23 protein-coding genes and 2 tRNA genes are annotated in these 22,270 nt (G+C 62.5%); 9 read left to right on the top strand and 16 right to left on the bottom strand.

What is annotated here, in order from left to right; all coding sequences use genetic code 11:
* Nucleotides 1–3: 3 nt before the first annotated feature.
* Nucleotides 4–495 (bottom strand): MgtC/SapB family protein, encoded by a 492-nt coding sequence (locus GGQ68_RS09900; protein WP_183965500.1) that lies wholly within the window; start codon nt 493–495, stop codon nt 4–6.
* A gap of 69 nt (nt 496–564) precedes the next feature.
* Between GGQ68_RS09900 and GGQ68_RS09895 the strand changes: the two genes are divergently transcribed.
* Together GGQ68_RS09895 and GGQ68_RS09890 are read left to right on the top strand one after the other, a co-directional pair.
* Complete coding sequence (locus GGQ68_RS09895) at nt 565–1,467, top strand: DMT family transporter (RefSeq protein ID WP_183965498.1); 903 nt, start codon at nt 565–567, stop codon at nt 1,465–1,467.
* Between the two features lie 81 nt (nt 1,468–1,548).
* Nucleotides 1,549–2,166 carry an inner membrane-spanning protein YciB gene (locus GGQ68_RS09890; RefSeq protein ID WP_183965496.1) on the top strand — a complete coding sequence of 206 codons (618 nt, stop codon included), beginning with the start codon at nt 1,549–1,551 and terminating at the stop codon, nt 2,164–2,166.
* Between the two features lie 3 nt (nt 2,167–2,169).
* Here the strand turns inward: GGQ68_RS09890 and GGQ68_RS09885 are convergent, their stop codons facing one another.
* On the bottom strand, nt 2,170–2,604 hold the full coding sequence (locus tag GGQ68_RS09885) for an Lrp/AsnC family transcriptional regulator (RefSeq protein WP_183965494.1): 435 nt from the start codon (nt 2,602–2,604) through the stop codon (nt 2,170–2,172).
* 109 nt (nt 2,605–2,713) lie between these two features.
* Here GGQ68_RS09885 and GGQ68_RS09880 point away from each other — a divergent pair, with 109 nt between their 5' ends.
* The 5 genes from GGQ68_RS09880 to GGQ68_RS09860 all read left to right on the top strand — a co-directional run bounded on the left by GGQ68_RS09880 (nt 2,714) and on the right by GGQ68_RS09860 (nt 9,246).
* The gene (locus GGQ68_RS09880; protein ID WP_183965492.1) at nt 2,714–3,832 is read left to right on the top strand and encodes a type III PLP-dependent enzyme; all 1,119 of its coding nucleotides are present in this window, start codon (nt 2,714–2,716) and stop codon (nt 3,830–3,832) included.
* A 106-nt stretch (nt 3,833–3,938) separates the two neighbouring features.
* Nucleotides 3,939–6,233: a xanthine dehydrogenase family protein molybdopterin-binding subunit gene (locus GGQ68_RS09875; RefSeq protein WP_183965490.1), complete on the top strand. Its 2,295-nt coding sequence runs from the start codon at nt 3,939–3,941 to the stop codon at nt 6,231–6,233.
* A complete protein-coding gene (locus GGQ68_RS09870) occupies nt 6,211–7,266 on the top strand; it encodes a DUF2235 domain-containing protein (RefSeq protein ID WP_183965488.1) in 1,056 nt (351 codons plus the stop codon). The genes GGQ68_RS09875 and GGQ68_RS09870 overlap by 23 nt, the downstream gene beginning before the upstream one ends.
* Nucleotides 7,267–7,460: 194 nt before the next feature.
* The gene (locus GGQ68_RS09865; RefSeq protein ID WP_183965486.1) at nt 7,461–7,928 is read left to right on the top strand and encodes a CoA-binding protein; all 468 of its coding nucleotides are present in this window, start codon (nt 7,461–7,463) and stop codon (nt 7,926–7,928) included.
* Between the two features lie 349 nt (nt 7,929–8,277).
* On the top strand, nt 8,278–9,246 hold the full coding sequence (locus GGQ68_RS09860; protein WP_183965484.1) for a pirin family protein: 969 nt from the start codon (nt 8,278–8,280) through the stop codon (nt 9,244–9,246).
* Between the two features lie 57 nt (nt 9,247–9,303).
* Here the strand turns inward: GGQ68_RS09860 and GGQ68_RS09855 are convergent, their stop codons facing one another.
* The 4 genes from GGQ68_RS09855 to GGQ68_RS09840 all read right to left on the bottom strand — a co-directional run bounded on the left by GGQ68_RS09855 (nt 9,304) and on the right by GGQ68_RS09840 (nt 11,451).
* Nucleotides 9,304–9,615: a phosphoribosyl-ATP diphosphatase gene (locus GGQ68_RS09855; protein ID WP_183965482.1), complete on the bottom strand. Its 312-nt coding sequence runs from the start codon at nt 9,613–9,615 to the stop codon at nt 9,304–9,306.
* 11 nt (nt 9,616–9,626) lie between these two features.
* The gene (locus GGQ68_RS09850) at nt 9,627–10,034 is read right to left on the bottom strand and encodes a hypothetical protein (RefSeq protein WP_183965480.1); all 408 of its coding nucleotides are present in this window, start codon (nt 10,032–10,034) and stop codon (nt 9,627–9,629) included.
* 73 nt (nt 10,035–10,107) lie between these two features.
* Nucleotides 10,108–10,866 carry an imidazole glycerol phosphate synthase subunit HisF gene (gene hisF / locus GGQ68_RS09845; protein WP_183965478.1) on the bottom strand — a complete coding sequence of 253 codons (759 nt, stop codon included), beginning with the start codon at nt 10,864–10,866 and terminating at the stop codon, nt 10,108–10,110.
* Nucleotides 10,867–11,013: 147 nt separating this feature from the next.
* Nucleotides 11,014–11,451, bottom strand: a complete 438-nt coding sequence (locus tag GGQ68_RS09840) for a DUF4168 domain-containing protein (RefSeq protein WP_183965476.1) — start codon at nt 11,449–11,451, stop codon at nt 11,014–11,016.
* Between the two features lie 267 nt (nt 11,452–11,718).
* Here GGQ68_RS09840 and GGQ68_RS09835 point away from each other — a divergent pair, with 267 nt between their 5' ends.
* Complete coding sequence (locus tag GGQ68_RS09835) at nt 11,719–12,165, top strand: DUF302 domain-containing protein (protein WP_183965474.1); 447 nt, start codon at nt 11,719–11,721, stop codon at nt 12,163–12,165.
* 305 nt (nt 12,166–12,470) lie between these two features.
* Here GGQ68_RS09835 and hisA read toward each other — a convergent pair whose 3' ends face one another.
* On the bottom strand, nt 12,471–13,193 hold the full coding sequence (gene hisA / locus GGQ68_RS09830; protein ID WP_183965472.1) for a 1-(5-phosphoribosyl)-5-[(5-phosphoribosylamino)methylideneamino]imidazole-4-carboxamide isomerase: 723 nt from the start codon (nt 13,191–13,193) through the stop codon (nt 12,471–12,473).
* Nucleotides 13,194–13,344: 151 nt separating this feature from the next.
* Between hisA and GGQ68_RS09825 the strand changes: the two genes are divergently transcribed.
* On the top strand, nt 13,345–13,731 hold the full coding sequence (locus GGQ68_RS09825) for a DUF2147 domain-containing protein (RefSeq protein WP_183965470.1): 387 nt from the start codon (nt 13,345–13,347) through the stop codon (nt 13,729–13,731).
* Nucleotides 13,732–13,799: 68 nt separating this feature from the next.
* On the opposite strand, the gene hisH is transcribed toward GGQ68_RS09825, so the two are convergent.
* The 9 genes from hisH to GGQ68_RS09780 all read right to left on the bottom strand — a co-directional run bounded on the left by hisH (nt 13,800) and on the right by GGQ68_RS09780 (nt 22,182).
* Nucleotides 13,800–14,435, bottom strand: coding sequence for an imidazole glycerol phosphate synthase subunit HisH (gene hisH / locus GGQ68_RS09820; RefSeq protein ID WP_183965468.1), 636 nt, complete (start codon nt 14,433–14,435; stop codon nt 13,800–13,802).
* A gap of 63 nt (nt 14,436–14,498) precedes the next feature.
* Complete coding sequence (hisB, locus tag GGQ68_RS09815) at nt 14,499–15,086, bottom strand: imidazoleglycerol-phosphate dehydratase HisB (protein ID WP_183965466.1); 588 nt, start codon at nt 15,084–15,086, stop codon at nt 14,499–14,501.
* 161 nt (nt 15,087–15,247) lie between these two features.
* A tRNA-Gly gene (locus tag GGQ68_RS09810) sits at nt 15,248–15,322 on the bottom strand.
* A gap of 74 nt (nt 15,323–15,396) precedes the next feature.
* Nucleotides 15,397–15,471, bottom strand: a tRNA-Gly gene (locus tag GGQ68_RS09805).
* A 106-nt stretch (nt 15,472–15,577) separates the two neighbouring features.
* The gene (locus GGQ68_RS09800; RefSeq protein ID WP_183965463.1) at nt 15,578–15,967 is read right to left on the bottom strand and encodes a VOC family protein; all 390 of its coding nucleotides are present in this window, start codon (nt 15,965–15,967) and stop codon (nt 15,578–15,580) included.
* Nucleotides 15,967–16,359 (bottom strand): rhodanese-like domain-containing protein, encoded by a 393-nt coding sequence (locus GGQ68_RS09795; RefSeq protein WP_183965461.1) that lies wholly within the window; start codon nt 16,357–16,359, stop codon nt 15,967–15,969. Before GGQ68_RS09795 ends, GGQ68_RS09800 begins: the two co-directional genes overlap by 1 nt.
* Nucleotides 16,360–16,446: 87 nt before the next feature.
* Nucleotides 16,447–16,953, bottom strand: coding sequence for a DUF2314 domain-containing protein (locus GGQ68_RS09790; RefSeq protein ID WP_183965460.1), 507 nt, complete (start codon nt 16,951–16,953; stop codon nt 16,447–16,449).
* 181 nt (nt 16,954–17,134) lie between these two features.
* Nucleotides 17,135–20,578, bottom strand: coding sequence for a pyruvate carboxylase (locus GGQ68_RS09785; protein ID WP_183965458.1), 3,444 nt, complete (start codon nt 20,576–20,578; stop codon nt 17,135–17,137).
* Nucleotides 20,579–20,988: 410 nt separating this feature from the next.
* Nucleotides 20,989–22,182 carry an alpha-hydroxy acid oxidase gene (locus GGQ68_RS09780; protein WP_183965456.1) on the bottom strand — a complete coding sequence of 398 codons (1,194 nt, stop codon included), beginning with the start codon at nt 22,180–22,182 and terminating at the stop codon, nt 20,989–20,991.
* Nucleotides 22,183–22,270 lie beyond the last annotated feature (88 nt).

Below are 22,270 nucleotides of genomic sequence, written 5' to 3'. Positions count from 1 at the left end.
GGGTTACCCTCTGTTGCCCGTGTCGAATTTTCGTTCGATCTGACCCAGTACAAACAGAACCGTGACGACGATCGCGGTCGCCATGGCTGACACGGCAATGCTGCCCGCGCCGCAGCCAAGGCCAATCGCGCCGCACAGCCACAGGGACGCCCCGGTGGTCAGGTTCTGGACTTGTCCGCCGGAGGTGAAAATAACCCCGGCGGCGAGAAACGCGACCCCGGCGGTGACCGCTTCGATCATCCTCAGCGGATCGTGGCGCTGTTCGCCGGTGTCGCCGAAGCTGATTGCGGAGAGTTCCTGACCCACAAGGACGAACAGGCAGGCCGCTATGCCAACGAGTATGTGGGTGCGCAATCCGGCTGGTTTGCCTTGCAACTCGCGCTCCAGTCCGACAATGGCACAGAGAAAGACCGCCACCAGTAGGCGGGTGAAGGCAAGCGACGCGGGAACCACCGAGAAACTGGCGCCGAGTTCATCGGCAATCTGACTCCACATGTGTTCCCTCCAATTCGTTGCTTCAGAACAAACAAGGCGGGGGCGCAACAGGTTCCCTGAGAGAGACGGATGAGCGACTGGCTGATTTCACTGGAAGGCACCGCAGCGGGCCATCAGCTGGCTTTGCTGCTGGCCTTGGCGGCGGCATTCCTGCACGCGGTGTTTGGCGCGCTGCAAAAGGGGCGGCATGATCCTTGGCTCTCGCGCGGTGCAATTGACGGTTTCTATTGCCTGATGGCTGCGCCTTTCGCGCTGTTCGTGGTGCCCTGGCCGGAGCCGCATATGTGGATCATCTTCGCGGGCGCATTCGGAATCCACACCGTCTACAAGATCTTGCAGGGCTATGCCTACACACGGGGTGCCTACACGGTGGTCTACCCGGTGGTGCGGGGCACGGGGCCGCTGTTCGCCGTCATCGGGGCCTCGCTGGTGTTCGGAGAGCATTTCGGCGCGGTCCAATGGCTGGGCGTCGGGGTGCTGCTGTCCGGGATCTTTGGCCTTGCGGTCTACAACCTGATGTATCTGCAAGTTGCGCGGGAGACGCTGCCTGCCGCGCTGACCTTTGCCGTGGCCACGGGCCTGTTCGTGGCGCTTTACACCACCTATGACGCTTATGGCATCCGTGCGACAGCGGATCCGTTCACCTTTTTGGCGTGGTTCTTCTTTATCGACGGGTGGCTGATGCCGATTGTTGCGCTGGTGCGCTATCGGGCCATGCCGGTTCCGCCCGCGCTGCCGCCATTGATGGCGCGCGGATTTGTCGGCGGGCTGGTGGCGTTTTTGAGCTTCGGGTCGATCATGTTGGCAACCCGTCTGGACAAAGTGGGGGAGGCCGCCGTGCTGCGCGAGACCTCCACCGTGTTTGCCGCCGTCATCGGATGGCTGGTGCTGAAGGAAACCGTCGGCCCGCGGCGCGTGGCCTTGATGGCGCTGATCGCCATCGGCGCCGTGATCGTGGAAATTGGTGGGTAACGCCTGGTGACACAGCTTTGAGCGGGCACACATTGAGTCACGGGCCGGAACACTTTATCTGATCCCAAAAGGGAGCCTTTCATGACCGAGCAAGCCGGGCCACGCCCGATCAATCCAACGCTGAAGATGGGGCTGGAATTCGGCCCGGTGCTGGCGTTTTTCGTGGCCTATCTCTGGCTCAAGGATCGCGTCTTTACCATCGGCGGCACCGAGTACGAGGGCTTTATCCTGGTGACAGCGGGGTTTGTGCCCGTGCTGCTGGCGTCCATGGCGGCGCTGTGGTGGCTGACCGGACACCTGAGCAAGATGCAGGTGGTGACGGCGGTGCTGGTGGTGGTGTTCGGCGGGCTGACGGTCTGGCTGAATGACGACCGGTTCTTCAAGATGAAGCCGACACTGATCTATCTGCTGTTTGGTGGGGCGCTCGCCATCGGTTTGATGCGTGGCGAAAGCTGGCTGCAATCGGTGCTCGATGGGGCGATGCCGCTGACGCATGAGGGATGGATGATCCTGACCCGGCGGATGATGTACTTCTTCTTTGGTCTGGCGGTGTTGAACGAGATCATCTGGCGCTCGATGGAGACCCAGACATGGGTCTACTTCAAGACGTTCGGCCTGACCGCGGCGATTTTCGTGTTCTTCGCCACGCAAAGCAACCTGTTCAAGGAGCACAGCTCCGAGGACGACAAGGCGGAATAGGCCCTAACCGGAGCGGTCTATTTTCGTGCTCAGGTGGATGAGGCTTTCGGAGCTGCGGACGCCCTTCGCCTCTCCGATCCTGTCCAGGGTGGCGTCCAGCGCCGCCGTGCTGTCGGCGGTCAAGGTCACCAGCAAATCGAACCTGCCAGAGGTGGTGTGGACGGTTTCCACCTCCGGGATGGCCCGCAGTCGGGTCAACACAGTGGGCGATTCATGCGGGGCAACGGCGATCAGCACGGTGGCGCGCAACATCGGTTTCAGCGCCTCACCGCGTCGCAATGTGTATCCTGCAATCGCGCCACGACGTTCCAGACGGTCAAGCCGCGCCTGAACCGTGGTGCGGGCCAAGCCCAGCTTGCGCGCCAGGTCCGCCACTGGCGTGCGGGCGTTGTCAGAGAGTGCCGCGATCAGTGCGTGGTCAGTTTCGTCAAGTTGCATGGTGCTCTCGTCGTTTTGCAGGGCAGATTGCCACATATCGCCCGCTTTGCCGATTCCTTTCGACGAGACGTGCACGCAAACTTTGCCTGAGCGAGCAGGAGTTCAGGCGATGTACACAGAGACCTACCGCAGCGATCCCGCGCGATGGCTGGCGCGAGAAGCCCCCGATGAGCCGGTGTTTTTCTACAACCCAATTAAACTGGAGGCACAGGCGCGCCGGTTCCACGAAGGCTTTCCCGGCGAGGTGACCTACGCGGTCAAAGCCAACCCCGATCCGCTGGTGATCGAGGCGTTGGCGCGTGGCGGGATGACGGCGTTTGACGTGGCCTCACCCGAAGAAATGGCGTTGGTGCGCGATGTCGCCCCTTCGGCGCGGCTGCATTACCACAATCCGGTCCGATCAAAGGCAGAGGTCGCCACGGCCCGCAGTTACGGCATCACATCCTGGTCGGTGGATCGCGAAAGCGAACTGGATAAGCTGGGCGATATCGTCGGGGTCGAAATCGCGGTGCGCCTGAAGCTGCCCGTGGCGGGTGCCGTCTATGATTTTGGAGCGAAGTTCGGCGCATCCGAGGCGCAGACTGTGGACCTGCTGCGAAGCGTGGCGGCGCGGGGCGGCGTTCCATCGTTGACCTTTCATCCGGGCACGCAATGCCGTGCGGCTGAGGCTTGGGTGGCCTATATCGAGGCGGCGGCCAGATGCGCCCAGGAGGCTGGCGTCACCTTGCACCGGCTGAACGTGGGCGGCGGATTTCCGGCGCATCGTGAGGATCCGGACCCGGACCTTCAGGCGATTTTTGACCGCATAGCGGAAACGGTGGCGCAGGCCTTTGGACCTGATCTGCCCAAATTGGTCTGTGAGCCGGGCCGAGCCTTGGTGGCGAGCGCGTTTGAACTGGCGCTTCGGGTCAAGGCGATCTCTGGCACGGCGGTGTTTCTCAATGACGGTATCTACGGTGGTTTGAGTGAATGGCGCGACTTGCAGGCGTCGCAGCGGCTGACGGTCTATGCGTCAGATGGCTCGTTGCGCGGCGGAGCACTTCGGGAGCGCGAAGTTTTCGGCCCCACCTGTGACAGTCTTGACCGCCTGTCGGATCGCGTGGCCATGCCCATGTCGCTGGAAGAAGGCGATTTTGTGCTGTTTCACGCCTGCGGCGCCTACAGCACGGCGCTGTCCACCCGGTTTAATGGCTATGGTGCACGCCGCATCGTGACGCTGATCGCCTGAGCGTCCGCCAAACGATCCCGGCGCAGTTGGGGCAGCGGTGCTGGCGGCTCTGGACAGTGCTGGCCATGTCGCTAGTCTCCCGCGCAGAAACGCCAGGGAGGACAGCATGGACAAGTTCGGCAAGAGCCAATCGGTCACACGGGTCGAGGACACGCGGTTCCTGACCGGGCAGGGCCGCTACGTCGATGACATCGCGCCAGAGGGGGCGTTGCACGCCTATGTCCTGCGGTCTCCTGTGGCACATGCGGTGCTGAAAGGCATCGACACCGAGGCGGCTAAGGCCGCCGCCGGGGTTTCGATGGTGCTGACACAGACCGATCTGGAGGCTGCCGGCCTGGACGCGCAGATGACGTTCACCTGCGCCCCGCAACGAGACGGATCGAAGGGCGCAGCGCCAAGACGTCCCTTGCTGGCGACGGACAAGCTGCGCTTTGTTGGGGAGGCTGTGGTGGTTGTCGTGGCCGAAACCTTGGCAGAGGCCAAGGATGCCGCCGAGTTGATCGAAATCGACTACGAGGATCTTCCGGTGTCCATGGCGCTTGAGGCGGGAGGCGAGACGATCCATGCGGAGGCGCCGGACAACCGGGCCTATGACTACGGCATGGGGGATGAGAACGCGACCGAGGCTGCCTTTGCCAGTGCCGCGCGTGTGGTCAAACTCGAGGTTGGCGACAACCGCATCATCGTCAATTCAATGGAGCCACGCGGCGCTTTTGCCGAATGGGATGGCGATCGGATGCACCTTGCCTTTGGCGGGCAGGGCGTCTGGGGCATGAAAATCGAACTGGCCCGTTGCTATGGCGTGGACGCCGACAAGGTCCGCTGCACCAACCCCGATGTGGGGGGCGGCTTTGGCATGAAAGGCATGGCCTACCCGGAATATTTCGTGCTGCCCTATGCGGCGCAGCAGGCGGGACGTCCCGTGCGCTGGATGTCCGACCGGACAGAGGCGATGCTGTCCGACAATGCTGGCCGCGATTTGACGACGACGGCCGAGCTTGCCTTTGACGCGGATAACCGCATCCTTGCCTACCGCACGCATACGCGGTCGAACCTCGGGGCCTATAACTCGCAGTTCGGTCAGATGATCCAGTCGTTTCTGTTCAGTCGCGTGTTGACCGGGGTCTACGATATCCAAACGGTATTCCAGCGCGCGGAGGGGTTTTACACCAATACGACCCAGGTGGATGCCTATCGCGGCGCAGGCCGCCCCGAAGCGATTTATGTGCTGGAACGTGTTATGGACCGTGCAGCGCGCGAGCTTGGGGTCGACCCGATGGAGCTACGGGGCATCAACTTCATCAAGCCCGACGCGTTCCCCTACACCACGGCGGCCGGCGAAACCTACGATGTGGGGGAGTTCGCGCGCGTTCAAGCGCACGCGGCCCAGACGGCGGACCTTGCCGGATTTGCGGCAAGAAAAGCCGGTAGCGCACAGTCGGGCAAGCTGCGCGGATTGGGGATTTGTTATTACATCGAGAGTATCCTTGGCCAACCGCATGAGGATGTAAAAGTGGAATTCGTGGAAGACGGCGCGCTGATCTACGTCGGGACTCAGTCGAACGGGCAGGGGCACGAGACGGTGTTCCGCCAATTCCTGTCCGATCAGACCGGCATCCCGGCGGCGCAAATCCAGGTGATCCAAGGGGACAGCGATCTGATCCCGTCCGGCGGTGGAACGGGTGGGTCCCGGTCTGTCACGGTGCAGGCGAACGCGACCTTGGCCGCTGTGGCGACGATGGTTGACGGCTTCGCCGATTTTCTGGCCGGGGAAATGGGCGTTGATGCAGGGGACGTGTCCTTTGACGACGACCGGTTCCGTGCGGAGGGATCGAATGTCAGCCCAACCATGCTGGAGGCTGCTCAGATGGCGCGAGAGGCCGGGCGCGACGACCTGTTGGTCTGGCAAACCACTGCCAAGCTGCCGGGACGATCCTTTCCCAACGGCTGCCATGTGGCTGAGGTGGAGATTGACCGGGACACTGGCGAAACGGTCTGCGACCGCTACACCGTGGTTGATGATTTCGGCAACCTCATCAACCCCATGCTTGCCGAAGGGCAGGTGCATGGCGGGGTGGTGCAGGGGTTGGGGCAGGCGCTGTGCGAGCAGGTGGGCTATGACGATCAGGGGCAACTGCTGACGGCGAGCTTCATGGATTACGCCATGCCACGCGCGCAGGATGTCCCGATGATCGGTTTCGAGACAGAGCCGGTGCCGTCAACCGCGAACCCCATGGGCATGAAGGGCTGCGGCGAGGCGGGCACCGTCGGTGCGCTCGCGGCAGTGTCGAACGCAGTGCAAGACGCGCTGTGGGATGTTGGAATCCGGCAGGCTGACATGCCTTTCACGCCTGCCCGAGTGTGGACGATGTTGAGGGATGATCGTATCGCGGCTGAATAAAGCAATTGCCAGACTGTTTCGGAGGCCGCGCGCCTCCGGACAGACGGTGTACGAGCCGCGTCGTGGCCCGCGTGATCATGTCATCATCTTGGATGGGACTGCATCGACCCTACGCGATGGGCGGGAAACCAACGCGGGGCTGACCTATAAGTTGCTGAAAGAACAGGGCGACTTATCGCTCTACTACGAGGCGGGCATCCAGTGGTCCGACTGGCGCACCACGGGCGATGTCATCGTAGGACGCGGCATAAACGGCCAGATCCGGCGCGCTTATGGTCACCTCGCTTCGCGCTATCGCGTTGGGGACAGGATCTTCTTTCTCGGATTTTCTCGCGGTGCTTATGCCGTGCGGTCCTTGGCCGGGATCATAGATCGGGTGGGTTTGCTGCGCCCCGAACACGCGACGGAGCGAAACATCCGTCAGGTTTATCGCCTCTATGAATACGCCCCCGATGGAGAGAGTGCGGAAGTCTTTGCCCACCGATATTGCCACGACGTCACTTTGATCGAAATGGTTGGCGTGTGGGACACGGTCAAGGCATTGGGATTTCGCTGGCCTTTGTTGTGGCGGTTGTCGGAACCGCGTCACGCTTTCCATAATCACGCTTTGGGCCATTCGGTGCGACATGGGTTTCACGCTTTGGCGATGGATGAAACGCGCGATACGTTTTCACCTGTGCTCTGGACCCGTCCTGACGGGTGGCACGGCGTGATGGAGCAAGTGTGGTTTCGCGGGACCCATGGTGATGTGGGCGGTATGCTGGGCAGTTTTCAACAAGCGCGACCGCTGGCCAATATACCGCTGGTCTGGATGTTGGAACGTCTGGAAGCCTGCGCACTGTCGCTCCCGACTGGCTGGCGGCAGCGGTTTCCTTGCGATATTACGGCCCCATCGGTCGGAACATGGCAGGGTTTTGGGAAGGCGTTTTTGCTTCGCCGTCAGAGGGTTATGGGTGACGATCCGTCAGAGAGAATGCATGACAGCATTGAAACGGCCTGCCCGCAGAGCGGCGCAATGCAGCCGGGCGAATAGGGGTTTCGGGACGTCAATTAAAAATTTCACATTTTATTGACAGCCCTTTAATCTGTGGCATTTGCGCCTATCTCTTGATCAGGTCGTGGGGACGGAACCCCCGCGAAACCTTCACTGTCCCTCGTTCCGTAACTGGCGTCCGGAAAATGTTCCGGACGCTTTTTTCTTGTCCGAAGTCCGCGTAGGGTACTGGCATGACATACGAAGATGCTTTTCTCAAAGATGTGCTAACCCGAACCAAAGTGGTGGCGGTGGTGGGCGTATCGATGAACCCGGTGCGGCCCAGCTACTATGTGGCACGTTATCTGAGCCTCAAGGGCTATCGCGTGATCCCGGTCAATCCGGGCCATGCCGGCAAGATACTGTTCGGTGAGGAAGTGCGCGCATCGCTCGCAGATTGCCCGAAAGACGTTGATATGGTGGATATTTTCCGCCGCTCTGAACATGTTTTACCGATTGTGGAGGAGGCGTTGGAGGTTCTGCCCGATCTGCGCACCGTGTGGATGCAGATCGGCGTGGTGAACCACGAGGCAGAAGCCTTGGCGCAGGAGCACGGCAAAGACGTTATCATGCACCGCTGCCCGAAGATCGAGTATCAGCGCCTGTTCGGCGAGCTGCGCATGGGCGGGTTCAACACCGGGATTCTGTCTTCGAAACTGTAAAACCCGCCCGATTACTGCGGCGTGCGCTGTGGTTAAGGCATCGGACGGACACCAGATCTGGCGGGCTGTGAGAAATGGTACAGGACAGATTCAGACGATCTTTAGCGAGGTTAACCTGCGTTAATGCGCGAACCGACCGGTTTGGCGGCAAAAAGCGGTCCGATGTTAACTGTTGAAATCCCTGAGAGGATGACGTTGCGTCAAAAATGGTTAATCGTGCAGGGGCGCTGAGATATTTTACTTCGGTGCGTTATTGTGCGAAAGTGCACATAGGCATGTCGTCATCAGGGAATTGATTGGTCCGCCGTTTGGCGCACACTCTCTGGCATTCACCTTGAGGAGACACGACATGAGTTGGAACCCTGCCCACGCCCCACTGGCCGCGCATGTGGATCCCGATGCCATCGAGACCGTGATCCTGCCGCGTGCGCGCGATCTGGGCGGCTTCGAAGTGCGCCGCGCGTTGCCGTCGATGCAGCGGCAGATGGTGGGGCCGTTTATCTTCTTTGATCAGATGGGGCCTGCGGAGTTCATCACCGAAGGCGGCATCGACGTGCGTCCGCACCCGCACATCGGTCTGGGGACGGTGACCTATCTTTTCCAAGGTGAATTCGAGCACCGCGACAGCACCGGGGCGCAGCAGGCAATCCTGCCGGGCGAGGTCAACTGGATGCTGGCGGGCAGAGGCGTGACGCATTCCGAACGGACGCAGCCGGATGTGCGCAAGACACCGCACAGCCTGTTTGGTGTGCAGACCTGGCTGGCCTTGCCCGAAGATCGTGAAGAGGTTGCGCCAGCCTTTGAACACCACAAGGAAGCCGCGCTGCCACTGCTGGAGGCGGAGGGCATTCGCGCGCGGCTGATCCTTGGCTCGGCGCATGGACAGACCAGCCCGGTGACGATGCAGAGCGAGACATTCTATATCGACGTGGCTTTGCAGGCCGGGGCGTCTTATCCGCTGCCGGACAATCACGAGGATCGCGGGATCTTTGTGGCGCAGGGGGCGATCGAGGTGGCGGGGGAGGTTTACGAGGAAGGCCGGATGCTGATTTTCCGGCCCGGTGACCAGATCAGCGTCAAGGCCGGGCCGCGCGGCGCGCGCCTGTTGTCGCTGGGAGGCGCAACGATGGAGGGGCACCGGTATCTGTGGTGGAACTTCGTATCTTCCTCGAAAGATCGCATCGAGAAAGCCAAGGAAGACTGGAAGGCAGCGCAATGGGGGGAGGGGCTGTTCTCGCTCCCGGTGGGGGACGATCAGGAGCACATCCCGATCACGCCAGAGCTGGAACGCATGAAGCCGAAAGAGCCGAAGGGATAGGACTGGACCGGCGCTGTTCGCTGTCGCGAAGGCGCCCCGCCCACCGTCCCGTCAGGGTCAGCTTGTGCGGCTGGCCTTTTCGCTGAGGCCCGATTGCGATTGGCGCGCTGACAGCACGTCCATGACCTGCGCGACGGAGACGCCACGGCTGCGCAACATGACCAAGAGGTGAAACAGGACGTCCGCGGCCTCGGAAGCGAGCTTGTCGGGGTCGTTTTTCACGGCTTCGATGATGGCCTCAATGGCTTCTTCACCAAATTTCTCAGCGCATTTTTCAGGGCCTTTTGCGAGCAGCTTGGCGGTCCAGCTTTCATCGGGGGAGGCCTGAGCGCGGGTGGCGACGATCTGTTCGAGGTCTTCGAGGGTCATGGCGGTCCTTGCTACAGGCGGCTGTCTGAGCCGATGATTTTGTCCATCAGCTTCCAAAGTTGTGGTTCCAGTGGTGTGCCAAGCACTTGCAGACGATTCAAGGGGGTAAACACCGGCTTTGCCTCTGCCGCCTCGTCCGTGGACCAATCGAGCAATTGCGGGCCGTCGGGGGCAATGCCGATGCGGATGCCCCAGCGTTCATCAGGACCCGCCTCCTGCGACCAGTCGCCGATGTAGACGCGGCAGAGCGGCAGGTGATTGGGCGCGTCCAACGTGACGCCGACCGTGTACCAGCCTGCGGATTTGTCACCGACGTCAAGATAGCCAGAGACGACCGTGGTCAGCTTGCCGCAACAATTACAGGAGGTGTGTTCTACCTCGCCCTCGCGGACAGTGACATCGGTGCCGTCTGAAAACATGGACCTCGTTCCGTTCGAGCATTTGCCTGCCGTGTTCAATACCCTGCGAGGGTTAACGAGCGGTCATCAGCGGTCAGAGACGGACAGGAATTCCTGCGGCAGCCATATGTGCCTTGGCTTCGGCCACGGTAAACGTGCCGAAGTGAAAGATCGAAGCGGCGAGAACGGCGGACGCGTGGCCTTCGGTGACGCCCTCGACGAGGTGGTCGAGCGTGCCGACACCGCCCGAGGCGATCACCGGAATGTCCACAGCGTCCGCGATGGCGCGGGTCATGGGAAGGTTGAAGCCGGATTTGGTGCCGTCGCGGTCCATGGAGGTGAGCAGGATCTCCCCCGCGCCCTTGGCTGCGATCAATTTCGCAAATTCAACAGCGTCGATCCCGGTGGGTTTGCGCCCTCCGTGGGTGAACAGCTCCCATTTGCCGGGGGCGACCGTCTTGGCGTCGATGGCGCAGACGATGCACTGGCTGCCGAACTGATCGGCGGCCTCGGCCACGACGTCGGGGTTGGCCACGGCTGCGGAGTTGAAGCTGACCTTGTCCGCGCCCGCGAGCAGGAGGGCGCGGACATCACCGACCGTGCGGACGCCGCCGCCTACGGTGAGTGGAATGAAGCACTGTTCGGCCGTCCGTGTGACGACGTCGAACATTGTGCCCCGGTTTTCATGCGTGGCATGGATGTCGAGAAAGCAGATCTCGTCCGCGCCTGCGGCGTCATAAGCCTTGGCGGATTGGACAGGGTCCCCGGCGTCGATCAGATCGACGAAGTTGACGCCTTTGACCACGCGGCCATCGGCGACGTCGAGACAGGGAATGATGCGCGTTTTCAACATGTCGCCCGGTTATCCCGATTCTGTGATCGTGGAAAGATTGCCGCGCGATTGCGCGATTTGTCCGGGGCAGGGGTGACAGGAATGTAACACGAAAAACGCCGCCCCCCGGAGAGGGGAGCGGCGCGTCGGCTTGGGCTGTGGGGGATATCAGCCTTCGCCTTGGGTGTTCGCTTCTTCGGCTTCCTTGACCAGGGCGGCAACGCGTTCGCCGACCTCCGGGTCTGCCTGCATGGCTGCGCCGATCTGGTTGTAGAGATCGAGGTTCATGTTCTCGGTGTCCTCGACAGCGGTCTGCATCTCTTCCATGGCTTGCATCTGCAGTTCGGTTGCGGCGTCTTCGTCGCTCGCCTGTTGCAGCTGTGGCAGGTAGTCCTGACGGATTTCGCTGATCGCCATGGCGGCATCTACGAAGCCTTGCAGTTGCGCATCAGTGAAGTTCTGGGTCTCCGTCTGCTGCATCTCCTGCTTGATCTCGGGCTTACCGTTGGTGGTGCCTTCGGCGGTCTGTGCAAAGGCTGGCGCCAGAGGTGCTGCGAGAAGTGCTGCGATGGTGGCGCTGCCTACGAGGGTCTTGCGGAAGGTCATGGTCGTCTCCGTCTGTTAGTGTGTGGCGGCGCGGCGTGAGGGTGCCGCGCTGCCTTGCCCAAGACTTGTGGCCGTGGGGCCCGGGTCTCAAGGGGGTGGTTTCGCGCGAGCGGCGCCCTGCCGAAATCAGCCTGCGGCGACGGCGGGGAATTGCGAAGCGTCTCGCGGCCCCCTTGAACGCGGAACCGCAGGCCACATGGAGTGTTGGGCTTTGCGAGGACGACGGGTGAAACCTTGGGTCGGATCCTCGAACAGGGAGCATCAAGAATGAAATATCTATTGGCAGCCACCGCCATCATGGCAGCAACCGTCGTACAGGCTGACGAGAAGCTCGACTGGGTCGAAGCCGAGGGCACCGTGCAGGAGGCGATGGACCGGCTGGAGGCGGCAGTCGAGGAGGCCGGGGCCACGGTCTTTGCCCGCATAGACCACGGTCAGGGGGCGAAGGACGTGGACATGTCGCTGCCGAACTCGCAACTGCTGATCTTTGGCAACCCGAAGCTGGGCACGCCGGTCATGCAGGAGAACTTTCGCGCAGGATTGGTGCTGCCGTTGCGGGTGCTGGCCGTCTGGGATCAGGACAAGACATGGTTTGTCTACCAGGAGCCGCACCAGATGCTGATCTCGGTGAACGGCGATTCCGGAGTCGAGGAAATCGACAAGATGCACGAGGCATTGAAATCACTGACCGAGAAAGCGGCAGACGCGAACTGACCGTCATGCGCGGTCTCGCGCCCTCAGAGGTTTGACGGGCATCACGATCAAGATGACGGCGCAGGCCAGGGACGGTGGCGCCGTCACGACGGCTTACCAGTCGCCGATAAAGGCATTGGACAGCTCGGTTCAATACCTTCGCCGGTCACGGCGCAGGAGGAGATGTCAGCTCCATCGAGGCGGCACCCGTGTTGCGCAGCCAGATCGCTGGTCCATTTCACGCGGTACATGACCAAAGGGGCCATTGCGGTGATGATGAGCAGAGAGTTGAAGGCGCGCGCTCGCGACGTGAATATAGAGGCGCGTCAGCCTTTCAACGCGGCAAGTGCCTCTTTCAGGTCAAGCGCCCCGTCATAAAGCGCGCGGCCAGAGATCGCGCCATTGAGCGGTGCGCCGCAGTCGCGCAGGGCGTTCAGGTCTGCAAGCGAGGAGACGCCGCCCGAGGCGATCACCGGGATCGACACGGCATTGCCGAGCGCTTCCGTGGCCTCGACGTTCGGCCCTTGCATCGCGCCGTCGCGGTTGATGTCTGTGTAGATGATGGCGCAGACGCCGTCGTCTTCGAAGCTGCGCGCCAGATCGGTGGCGTCGACGTCGGTGGTTTCGGCCCAGCCCTTGGTGGCGACCTTGCCGTCGCGCGCGTCGATGCCCACGGCGATCTTGCCGGGGAAGGCCTTGGCGGCTTCGCGGACCAGCGCGGGATTTTCCACGGCAACGGTGCCGAGGATCACGCGCGCCAGACCCTTGGAGATCCAGGTTTCGATGGTTTTCATGTCGCGGATGCCGCCGCCAAGCTGGGCGGGCGTCTTGGTCTGCGCCAGGATGGACTCTACCGCGGCCGCGTTCACCGGCTCGCCTGCGAAGGCGCCGTTGAGGTCAACCAGATGCAGCCATTCGCAGCCCTGCGCCACGAATTCCATCGCCTGTGCGGCGGGATCGTCGTTGAAGACGGTGGCCTTGTCCATGTCGCCGCGCAGCAGGCGCACGGCCTTGCCATCCTTGAGGTCGATTGCAGGGTAGAGGATCATGAGCATGGCCTTTCCGAACGTCTAGTCTTGGCAGGATGCAGTCACGAGGGCTGTGACGTGGCGTGACATCTGCCTTTGAACCTTGGGGAACGCTTGAACGCATGGGGGGCGGGGCGTCAAGATGTCAAACAGTCAAAGGGAGGACAACAAGATGAAATTTCTGGCAATTGTGGCCGCTGTTGCGCTGAGCGCGGGCGCGGCTTTGGCAGATCCGGTGGAGGGGGTCTGGCAGACGCAGGTCGATGACGGCAGCTTTGCCTATGTGAAAATGGCCCCGTGTGGCGGGCCGAAGGTCTGTGGTGTGATCGCGCGAACGTTCAACGATGCAGGGGAGTACCAGTCGCCCAACATCGGCAAGCAGTTGGTGATCGACATGGTGCCGCAAGGGAGCGGCAAGTACGAGGGCAAGGTCTGGCAACCGTCCAAGGACCGCATCTTTATGGGGAAAATGACGCTGAACGGGGACCGTCTGCAATTGGCGGGCTGTGTCGCCGGCGGCTTGATCTGCAAAAAGCAGACCTGGGCACGGGTTCAGTAAGCCGATTTAACGTATGAGAAGGCCGGGCCATGGTGCCCGGCCTTTTTTGTGGGGACAACTGGCGCGGGTCAGGGCCGCCACGCCAGAAAGTTTGCAATCATGCGCAGACCGGCGTCGGCGCTTTTCTCCGGGTGGAATTGCAAGCCGATGCGGGTATCGCGTGCCACGATGGCGGTGACGTCGCCGCCGTAGTCCACATGGGCGATGCGCTGGCTCGGGTCGTCCATCTGCATCTGGTAGGAGTGGACGAAGTAGGCGTGTTCGCCTGTCTCGATGCCGTCCAGAAGCGGGTGCGGGTTGTCCAGAACCAGATCGTTCCACCCCATGTGCGGAACCTTCAGCGCCGGGTCATTCGGCGTGATGGCCTGCACCGCGCCGTCGATCCAGTTCAGGCCGGGGACGGTTTCGTATTCGTGCCCTTCGCGGGCCATCAGTTGCATGCCGACACAGATCCCCAGAAACGGGCGGCCACGGGTCTCGACCGCCTCGACCATCGCCTCGAAGCAGCCAGAGGCGCGGAGCGCGGCGGCACAGGCGGGGAAGGCGCCGTCACCGGGCAGGACGATGTGATCTGCCACGGCCACGGTTTCGGGGTCGGATGTGACCACTACGGAGCCTGCGCCGGTTTCTTCGGCCATCTTCTGAAAGGCCTTTTCGGCGGAGTGCAGGTTGCCGCTGTCGTAGTCGATGATGGCAGTGAGCATGGGTGGCCTCTTGATCGGTTGCAGCGGTGGGGCGGTCGGGATCTGGTCCCGACCTTGAGGGTGTCAGAGCGCGCCCTTGGTCGAGGGAAGCGCGTCGGTCATGCGCGGGTCGGGTTCGACCGCCTCCCGCAGGGCGCGTGCCACGGATTTGAAGGCCGCTTCGGCGATGTGGTGGCTGTTCAGCCCGTGCAGACGGTCGACGTGCAGGGTGATGCCGCCGTGCGTGCTGAGCGCCTGGAAAAACTCGCGCACAAGTTCGGTGTCGAAGGTGCCGATCTTGGCTGAGGGCATGTCGAGGTTCCACACCAGAAAGGGCCGGGCGGAGAGGTCGAGCGCGCAGCGTACAAGGCTGTCGTCCATCGCCAGCAGGCAGGAACCGTAGCGGCGGATGCCCTTCTTGTCGCCAAGCGCCTGCACGAGGGCCTGACCGAGCGCGATGCCCGTGTCCTCCACCGTGTGGTGGTCGTCGATGTGCAGGTCGCCGTCGGCGCGCACGGTCATGTCGATCAGTGAATGCCGCGACAGCTGGTCGAGCATGTGGTCGAAGAAGCCGACACCGGTCTGGTTGTCGTAGGTGCCCGTGCCGTCAAGATTGATCTCGACGGAGATCGCGGTCTCGGATGTCTTGCGGGTGACGGTGGCGCGGCGCATGGCGGTCTCCTTTGGCGGGTCGCGCGCCTTATAGGCGGCGCGGCGCGGCGCGGAAAGGGGGCGACTGCGGAATTGCGGAGGGTTGATGCCACGTACACGCAGCCGGGACCGGTGCAGGCCGGTCGGAAATTGTAATGCTATCGTGGAGGGAGGTTGACGACTGGAGCGGGCGAGGCGATTCGAACGCCCGACCCTAACCTTGGCAAGGTTATGCTCTACCCCTGAGCTACGCCCGCATACCAGTCTGTCATCATTGCTTCGCGGTTTCCCGTTCAGCGCTGTCCGGTGGGTAACCGGTCAGCCAACCATTTGGAGCGGGCGAGGCGATTCGAACGCCCGACCCTAACCTTGGCAAGGTTATGCTCTACCCCTGAGCTACGCCCGCGTACCAGATGGTGTGGAGCGGCGTATAAGGCTGGTGGGCGGGGGCTGCAAGCACAAAAAAACGCGCGGGCGGGATTTTTTTCGCGGAGGCGGCAAAGCCCCTTTTTTCATTGGCGCGTTGGTTCGATCAGATCCCATCGGTTGCCCCAAGGATCGCGGAACACGGCGACGGTGCCATAAGGTTCGTGTCGAGGCGATTCCTCGAATTCGATGCCTTGCGCGATGAAATGCGCGTGGTCGCGGGCGAAATCATCGGTGTGCAGAAAAAGCCAGACGCGGCCTCCGCCCTGTTGGCCGATGGCTGCGCGTTGATCGCCCACGGCACGTGCGATGAGAAACTCCGTTCCGCCGGTCTTGTGCCCGACACGGACCCAGCGTTTGCCGCCATCGAGATCGTTGTCCTCAAGCAGGTCGAGGCCCAGCGTTTCGGTAAAGAAGCAGATGGCGGGGTCATAGTCCGGGACCAGCACGGCGCAGAGCGCGAGGCGCAGGCCCATCAGGTGTCCTTGTCCACCGGGCCGCCCTGTTTGACCCAGTCGGAGAAGCCGTCCTTCAGATGGGCGGCATCGAAGCCCATGTCCTGTAGCGTTGCGACCGTGAGGGCCGAGCGCCAGCCGGAGGCGCAGTGAAAGACAAAGCGTTTTTGCTCCGCGAAAACGGGCTTGTGATAGGGGCTGGCGGGGTCGACCCAGAATTCGATCATGCCGCGCGGGGCATGCACCGAGCCGGGGATGTAGCCCTGTTTCTGGCGTTCCCGGATATCACGAATGTCGACGATTACGGTGTCCGGATCGTCGAGCAGAGCGATGCCGTCGGCTGTCTCGATCTCTGGAATGCGCGCGCGGGCGGCGGTGACCATTTCCGCGGCTGTGACCTTGAGCTCTGGCATGTGGTTCCCCTTGCTGTTTGGCTGATTGAGCAAGATCAGCCTAGGGGCAGGGGCGGTGCGGCGTCCAGTCTTTGCCTACGCGCGGGACTAGCGCCACGCGTCGGGCATGGGATCGGCAGAAATCAGGTCGCCGATCTGCTGTGCCTCGGCGGCGGTCATCTGGCCCATCATGACGCGCGTCGTATAGTGGCCGAACATGCGTCCATCGTCGGCCAGCACGGACCAATCCACGATTTGTGAGGTGTCGAATGTGATCGTGTCGCCAAGATTGTGGCCCGGCATATAAGAGGGGACATTGGCAAGATGCCCGGTAAAGCCGCCATCCTCGGTCACTGCGAGACTGTCGATCCAGATAATTTCGTTCTCCACCTCGAAATGGGTGACCGGCAGACTGGCCTTGAGGTTGAGAGCCGGGTGAACCTGTCCGTCCGCGCCGATGAGGCGGGAGAGTACCGCATCGAGATGCGAGCGCGCCTCGGTGATGGCGGCATTCATGTCCGGGTCGCTCTGCGCGAAGGGGATGGTGCTTTCCTGTGCCAGGGTGGCGGTGGCGAGGCAGGTGAGCAGGGCGGTCAGGCGACACGAGATGGTCAAGGGTCGCGTTCTCCCGTGAATGGTTGGGGGTGGTGTTTCCCGACTAGCACGCTGCCGTGTCGACAGGGAAGCCATCAGCCCGACGGATGCAAGGATCGGCGGGGCTTAGCGCATGGTTGTCCGGAGATACGAGGAGGCCCGCCGAGCAGGGCGGGCCTCCGACTAAGGCGGTCCGGGCGGATTATTCCAGAACGACGAGAAGATCCTTGGCGTCGATCTGGCCCCCGGCGGAGACATGTACCGCGGCGACCACACCGTCGCGTTCGGCGTGCATCCCGGTTTCCATCTTCATGGCTTCGATGGTGAGCAGCAGATCGCCTTCCTTGACCTTGTCACCCACTTTGACGGCGACAGAGGACACAACGCCCGGCATCGGCGCGCCGATGTGGTTGGGGTTGCCGACTTCGGCCTTGGGGCGTGCGGCGCTGGACGCCTTGGCCTTGCGGTCCGGCACGCGGATGGTACGGGGCTGGCCGTTGAGTTCGAAGAAGACGCGCACTTCGCCGTCGTCCTGCGTCTCGCCCACGGCTTGGAGGCGGATCTCCATCTTCTTGCCGGGGTCGATTTCGGCGGTGATCTCTTCGCCGGGCTCCATACCGTAGAAGAAGGTCCGCGTCGGCAGCACACGCACAGGGCCGTAAGCCTCGTGGCGGGCGGCGTAGTCGGTGAAGACCTTGGGATACATCAGGTAGCCGTTCAGATCCTCGTTGTCGAACTCGACGCCGTCAAAGGCGGCTTGCAGCTCCTTGCGCTTTTCCTCGATGTCGACGGGCGCGGCCTTGAGGCCGGGACGCTCGGTGAACGCCTTTTCGTCCTTGAGGATCTTCTTCTGGATCTTCTTCGGCCAGCCGCCGGGAGGTTGGCCGAGGTTGCCCTTCATCATGTCGATGACCGAGTCGGGGAAGCTGAGATCGGTCTTGGGGTCCTCGACCTGCGCACGGGTGAGGCCCTGCGACACCATCATCAACGCCATGTCACCGACAACTTTGGACGATGGCGTGACCTTTACGATGTCGCCGAACATCTGGTTCACGTCGGCATAGGTCTGGGCCACTTCGTGCCAGCGTTCCTCCAGCCCGAGGCTGCGCGCCTGTGCCTTGAGGTTGGTGAACTGGCCGCCGGGCATCTCGTGCAGGTAGACCTCGGAGGCGGGGGCCTGCATGCCGGATTCGAAGGCGGCGTATTGGCCGCGCACCGCTTCCCAGTAGTTGGACATTTCGCGGATCGCATCCATGTCGAGGCCGGTGTCCCGCTCGGTGAAGCGCAACGCCTCCACCACCGACCCGAGGGTCGGCTGCGAGGTGTTGCCCGAGAGCGCATCCATCGCCGCGTCCACACAGTCGACGCCCGCACGGGAGGCTTCCATGATGGTGGCGATGGCCGCACCAGAGGTGTCGTGCGTGTGGAAGTGGACGGGCAGGCCCACCTCTTCCTTGAGCGCCTTGACCAGCGCAAAAGCGGCGTTTGCCTTGAGCAGGCCAGCCATGTCCTTGAGGCCGATGACGTGGGCGCCTGCGTCGCGCAGGTCCTTTGCCATGCTGACATAGTATTTCAGGTCATACTTGGACCGATCCGGGTCAAGCATGTCGCCGGTGTAGCAGACGGTGCCTTCGAGAACCTTGTTGTTCTCCAGCACGGCGTCCATCGCGACGCGCATGTTTTCGACCCAGTTGAGGCTGTCGAAGACGCGGAAGACATCGACGCCGGTCTCTGCCGCCTGCTTGACGAAGGCCTGCACCACGTTGTCGGGGTAGTTGGTGTAACCCACGCCGTTGGCGCCGCGCAGCAGCATCTGTGTCATCAGGTTGGGCATCCGTTCGCGCAGGTCGCGCAGGCGCTGCCACGGGCATTCCTGCAAGAAGCGATAGGCCACGTCGAACGTCGCGCCGCCCCAGCATTCCATGGAGAAGAGCTGCGGCAGGTTATGCGCATAGGCCGGGGCCGCGCCGATCATGTCGATCGACCGCATCCGCGTGGCCAGCAGCGACTGGTGGCCGTCCCGCATGGTGGTGTCGGTGATCAGCAGTTGCTTTTGCTCCAGCATCCAGTCGGCGACGGCTTTGGGGCCTTTGGCTTCGAGCAGGTTGCGGGTGCCAAAGGCGGGGGCATCGGCACGGTTCGCCGGGGCTTTGGCCGGTTTGAGATCGGGGTGCGGTCTGGCGCGGCCCTGGACCTCCGGATGGCCATTGACGGTGATGTCCGCGATGTAGGTCAGCACCTTGGTGCCGCGGTTGCGGCGCTGTTTGAAGTCAAACAGGGCGGGCGTCGTGTCGATGAACTTGGTCGTGTACTGATTGTTCAGGAAGACGGGGTGCTTCAACAGGTTGATGACGAAGTCGATGTTGGTGGTCACGCCCCGGATGCGGAACTCGCGCAGGGCGCGGTCCATGCGGCGGATGGCCTGTTCCGGGGTGGGGGCCTTGGCCGTGACCTTCACCAGCAGGGAATCGTAGTAGCGCGTGATGACGCCGCCCGCGTAGGCCGTGCCGCCGTCGAGACGGATGCCCATGCCGGTGGCAGAGCGATAGGCGGTGATGCGGCCGTAATCTGGAATGAAGTTGTTGGTCGGGTCCTCGGTGGTGATCCGGGTTTGCAGCGCATGGCCGGTCAGGCGGATGTCATACTGCGAGGCTTTGCCGGTCGCCTCGGAGAGCGATTTGCCCTCGGCGATCAGGATCTGCGCCTGCACGATGTCGATGCCGGTGACTTCTTCGGTAACGGTGTGTTCCACCTGAACGCGGGGGTTCACCTCGATGAAGTAGAATTTGCCCGTGTCCATATCCATCAGGAATTCGACGGTGCCGGCGCATTCGTAGTTCACATGGGCGCAGATCTTGCGCCCCAGTTCACAGATTTCCTCGCGCTGGGCCTCGGACAGGTAGGGCGCGGGGGCGCGTTCCACGACCTTCTGGTTGCGACGCTGGACGGAACAATCGCGCTCGTAGAGGTGATAGATATGGCCCTGCTTGTCGCCCAGGATCTGCACCTCGACGTGGCGGGCGCGGATGATCATCTTTTCGAGATAACCTTCGTCGTTGCCAAAGGCAGCCTGCGCTTCGCGGCGGCCTTCGAGCACCTTTTCCTTCAGCTCCTTGGCGTTCTCGATCGGGCGCATGCCGCGACCGCCGCCGCCCCAGGAGGCCTTCAGCATCAGGGGGTAGCCAACCTCGTCGGCTTCCTTGGTGATGGCATCGAAATCCTCGCCCAGCACGTCGGTGGCAGGGATGACCGGAACGCCGGCCTCGATCGCCACACGACGCGCGCTGGCCTTGTCACCGAGCGCGCGCATGGTTTCGGCGCGTGGCCCGATAAAGGTGATGCCATTGTCCACGCAGGCATCCACGAAGTCGGGGTTTTCCGACAGCAGGCCGTAGCCCGGATGGATGGCGTCAGCACCGCAGGCCTTGGCCACGCGAATGATCTCTTCGATCGACAGGTAGGCTTGTACCGGGCCGAGCCCCTCGCCAATCCGGTAGGCTTCGTCAGCCTTGAACCGATGAAGGCCCAGCTTGTCCTCCTCGGCATAGACCGCAACGGTCTTCTTCCCCATCTCGTTTGCTGCCCGCATGATACGGATCGCGATTTCACCACGATTGGCCACGAGAATTTTTTCGAATTCAGCCATGAGCGCTGGTCCTCCGACGCATTATTATTGCTTGGTTGCGCAACATTATTACTGTGAGCCTACGCTGCGTTGCGGCGCAAGGGGGTTTGCAAATTAATTGTAAAAATTGGGGTGGTTTGCAAACTGCTTAAAAGCGAGGCGGTTTCGACAGGTTGCCGAAACTAAAATGATCGGTGGCGGAAGGGCTGTGCGGCACCGCCCCTGTCCGCCTCCGAAACAGCCGCGTGGTTGGATGCAGTTTGACCACAAATCACCCGTTGGCCGAGATTTCGCACCAGTCTTTCAGCATGGCGTGCACAGATCCAGCGGAGAGAATGTTTGGGGTGGTGTATGCCGTGTAAGCGGTGCCGGAATTGGGCGCCGGGGCTTTGGGTGCTGAATTTTCAGGCGCTTTGCAACAGCGCCATGCCTTAGGCCGGGAGGTTTGGGGACGGGGTGGCGCTTGGCGCTGGGCGCTGCAACGGGATCGCGCGTCCGCGCAGGTCGGTGGCGCGGGCGACGCCAAGCTGGCCAAGGTTTGCGATGATGTCACGGCGCAGGATCTCTGCCAAGTGGGCGGGGCCTGCTTCCCCCAGGGCGCACAGCGCATAGTGCCATGCCCGGCCCATCATGCAGAAATCAGCGCCGAGCGCGACGGCCCTCAGGATGTCGAGACCGGACTCGATCCCGCTGTCGAAGATCAAAGGCAGCTGCGTGGCCGCGCGGATGGCGGGCAAGGCTTCGATGCTGGCGGGGGCGGCATCGAACTGGCGTCCGGCGTGGTTCGACACCCAGATCGCATCGACGCCATGCTGTTCAAGGCGCAGCGCATCCTCGGGCCGCAGAACGCCTTTGACCACCAGCGGCCCCTCCCAGTGCGCCCGTATCCAGTCAAGATAGTCCCAGTCCGGCGCGGTGCGCAGCAGATAGCCGACGTGGGCGGTGGGATCGCGGGTCTCGGCGTCGGTGCTGTAGCGGTCCAGTGTTTTCATCCGCGGCATGCCATCCGTGCGCATCGCGCGCAGCCGGGCAAGTGACCAGGCCGGGGTCCGCAGACACTGCGCGAGGATGCGCGGCGTCAGGCGCGGCGGCTGCACCAAACCGCCCTTGACCTGGCGTTCACGCCGCGAGGCGACCGGCACATCAAGCGTCAGAACAAGCACGCGAAAGCCACTCGACCGGGCCCGGTCCAACATGTCGCGGCGGATGCCCACATCGCGGGGCGGGTAAAGCTGAAACCAGCCCTGACCAGCGGTGTGCGGCCCGACCTGTTCTGGTGTGGCGTTGGCGACAGTGGATAACGCGTAAGGCACGCCGAGATCGGTGGCGCTGTGGGCCAGTGTCTGTTCCGCGCGAGGCCAGAGCAGCCCGGATTGACCCACAGGGGCCACGCCAAAAGGCAAGGCGTGGTGCTGGCCGAGGAGCGTGGTCGACAGGTCGGGGACAATTTCCCCATGCAGTATGGAGGGCACGAACCCCACCGCATCCAGGGCCGCGCGGTTGCGGCGCAGCGTCGCCTCTGTGCCTGTGGCGGTGTCCAGGTAGGCCCATGCAAAATGTGGTGTGCGGCGGCGGGCACGGGCGCGCAGGTCGGCGATGGTCAAATATCGGCTGTGCGGATCCATAGGCTATTTGCCGACAATTGTTCCTTTTGTGCCAGAGGTATCTGAGCATTCGCTTCAATTGTTCAACATATTTTAAGCGACTTCGCGC

Source organism: Sagittula marina, from assembly GCF_014196795.1.
Taxonomy (GTDB): Bacteria; Pseudomonadota; Alphaproteobacteria; order Rhodobacterales; family Rhodobacteraceae; genus Sagittula; species Sagittula marina.
This window is presented reverse-complemented; position numbering and strand designations above follow the sequence as displayed.

Bases quoted from the DNA above. Each gene is read 5' to 3' on its own strand.
- GGQ68_RS09835 (WP_183965474.1), top strand. From the start codon at position 11,719: ATGAAATATCTATTGGCAGCCACCGCCATCATGGCAGCAACCGTCGTA.
- GGQ68_RS09825 (WP_183965470.1), top strand. From the start codon at position 13,345: ATGAAATTTCTGGCAATTGTGGCCGCTGTTGCGCTGAGCGCGGGCGCG.
- GGQ68_RS09890 (WP_183965496.1), top strand. From the start codon at position 1,549: ATGACCGAGCAAGCCGGGCCACGCCCGATCAATCCAACGCTGAAGATG.
- GGQ68_RS09780 (WP_183965456.1), bottom strand. From the start codon at position 22,182: ATGGATCCGCACAGCCGATATTTGACCATCGCCGACCTGCGCGCCCGT.
- GGQ68_RS09895 (WP_183965498.1), top strand. From the start codon at position 565: ATGAGCGACTGGCTGATTTCACTGGAAGGCACCGCAGCGGGCCATCAG.
- GGQ68_RS09900 (WP_183965500.1), bottom strand. From the start codon at position 495: ATGTGGAGTCAGATTGCCGATGAACTCGGCGCCAGTTTCTCGGTGGTT.
- hisF (WP_183965478.1), bottom strand. From the start codon at position 10,866: ATGTTGAAAACGCGCATCATTCCCTGTCTCGACGTCGCCGATGGCCGC.
- GGQ68_RS09865 (WP_183965486.1), top strand. From the start codon at position 7,461: ATGACATACGAAGATGCTTTTCTCAAAGATGTGCTAACCCGAACCAAA.
- GGQ68_RS09840 (WP_183965476.1), bottom strand. From the start codon at position 11,451: ATGACCTTCCGCAAGACCCTCGTAGGCAGCGCCACCATCGCAGCACTT.
- GGQ68_RS09880 (WP_183965492.1), top strand. From the start codon at position 2,714: ATGTACACAGAGACCTACCGCAGCGATCCCGCGCGATGGCTGGCGCGA.
- GGQ68_RS09850 (WP_183965480.1), bottom strand. From the start codon at position 10,034: ATGTTTTCAGACGGCACCGATGTCACTGTCCGCGAGGGCGAGGTAGAA.
- hisB (WP_183965466.1), bottom strand. From the start codon at position 15,086: ATGCGCCGCGCCACCGTCACCCGCAAGACATCCGAGACCGCGATCTCC.
- hisA (WP_183965472.1), bottom strand. From the start codon at position 13,193: ATGATCCTCTACCCTGCAATCGACCTCAAGGATGGCAAGGCCGTGCGC.
- GGQ68_RS09800 (WP_183965463.1), bottom strand. From the start codon at position 15,967: ATGGGCCTGCGCCTCGCGCTCTGCGCCGTGCTGGTCCCGGACTATGAC.
- GGQ68_RS09885 (WP_183965494.1), bottom strand. From the start codon at position 2,604: ATGCAACTTGACGAAACTGACCACGCACTGATCGCGGCACTCTCTGAC.
- GGQ68_RS09870 (WP_183965488.1), top strand. From the start codon at position 6,211: ATGATCGTATCGCGGCTGAATAAAGCAATTGCCAGACTGTTTCGGAGG.
- GGQ68_RS09855 (WP_183965482.1), bottom strand. From the start codon at position 9,615: ATGACCCTCGAAGACCTCGAACAGATCGTCGCCACCCGCGCTCAGGCC.
- GGQ68_RS09795 (WP_183965461.1), bottom strand. From the start codon at position 16,359: ATGCCAGAGCTCAAGGTCACAGCCGCGGAAATGGTCACCGCCGCCCGC.
- GGQ68_RS09785 (WP_183965458.1), bottom strand. From the start codon at position 20,578: ATGGCTGAATTCGAAAAAATTCTCGTGGCCAATCGTGGTGAAATCGCG.
- GGQ68_RS09860 (WP_183965484.1), top strand. From the start codon at position 8,278: ATGAGTTGGAACCCTGCCCACGCCCCACTGGCCGCGCATGTGGATCCC.
- hisH (WP_183965468.1), bottom strand. From the start codon at position 14,435: ATGCTCACTGCCATCATCGACTACGACAGCGGCAACCTGCACTCCGCC.
- GGQ68_RS09875 (WP_183965490.1), top strand. From the start codon at position 3,939: ATGGACAAGTTCGGCAAGAGCCAATCGGTCACACGGGTCGAGGACACG.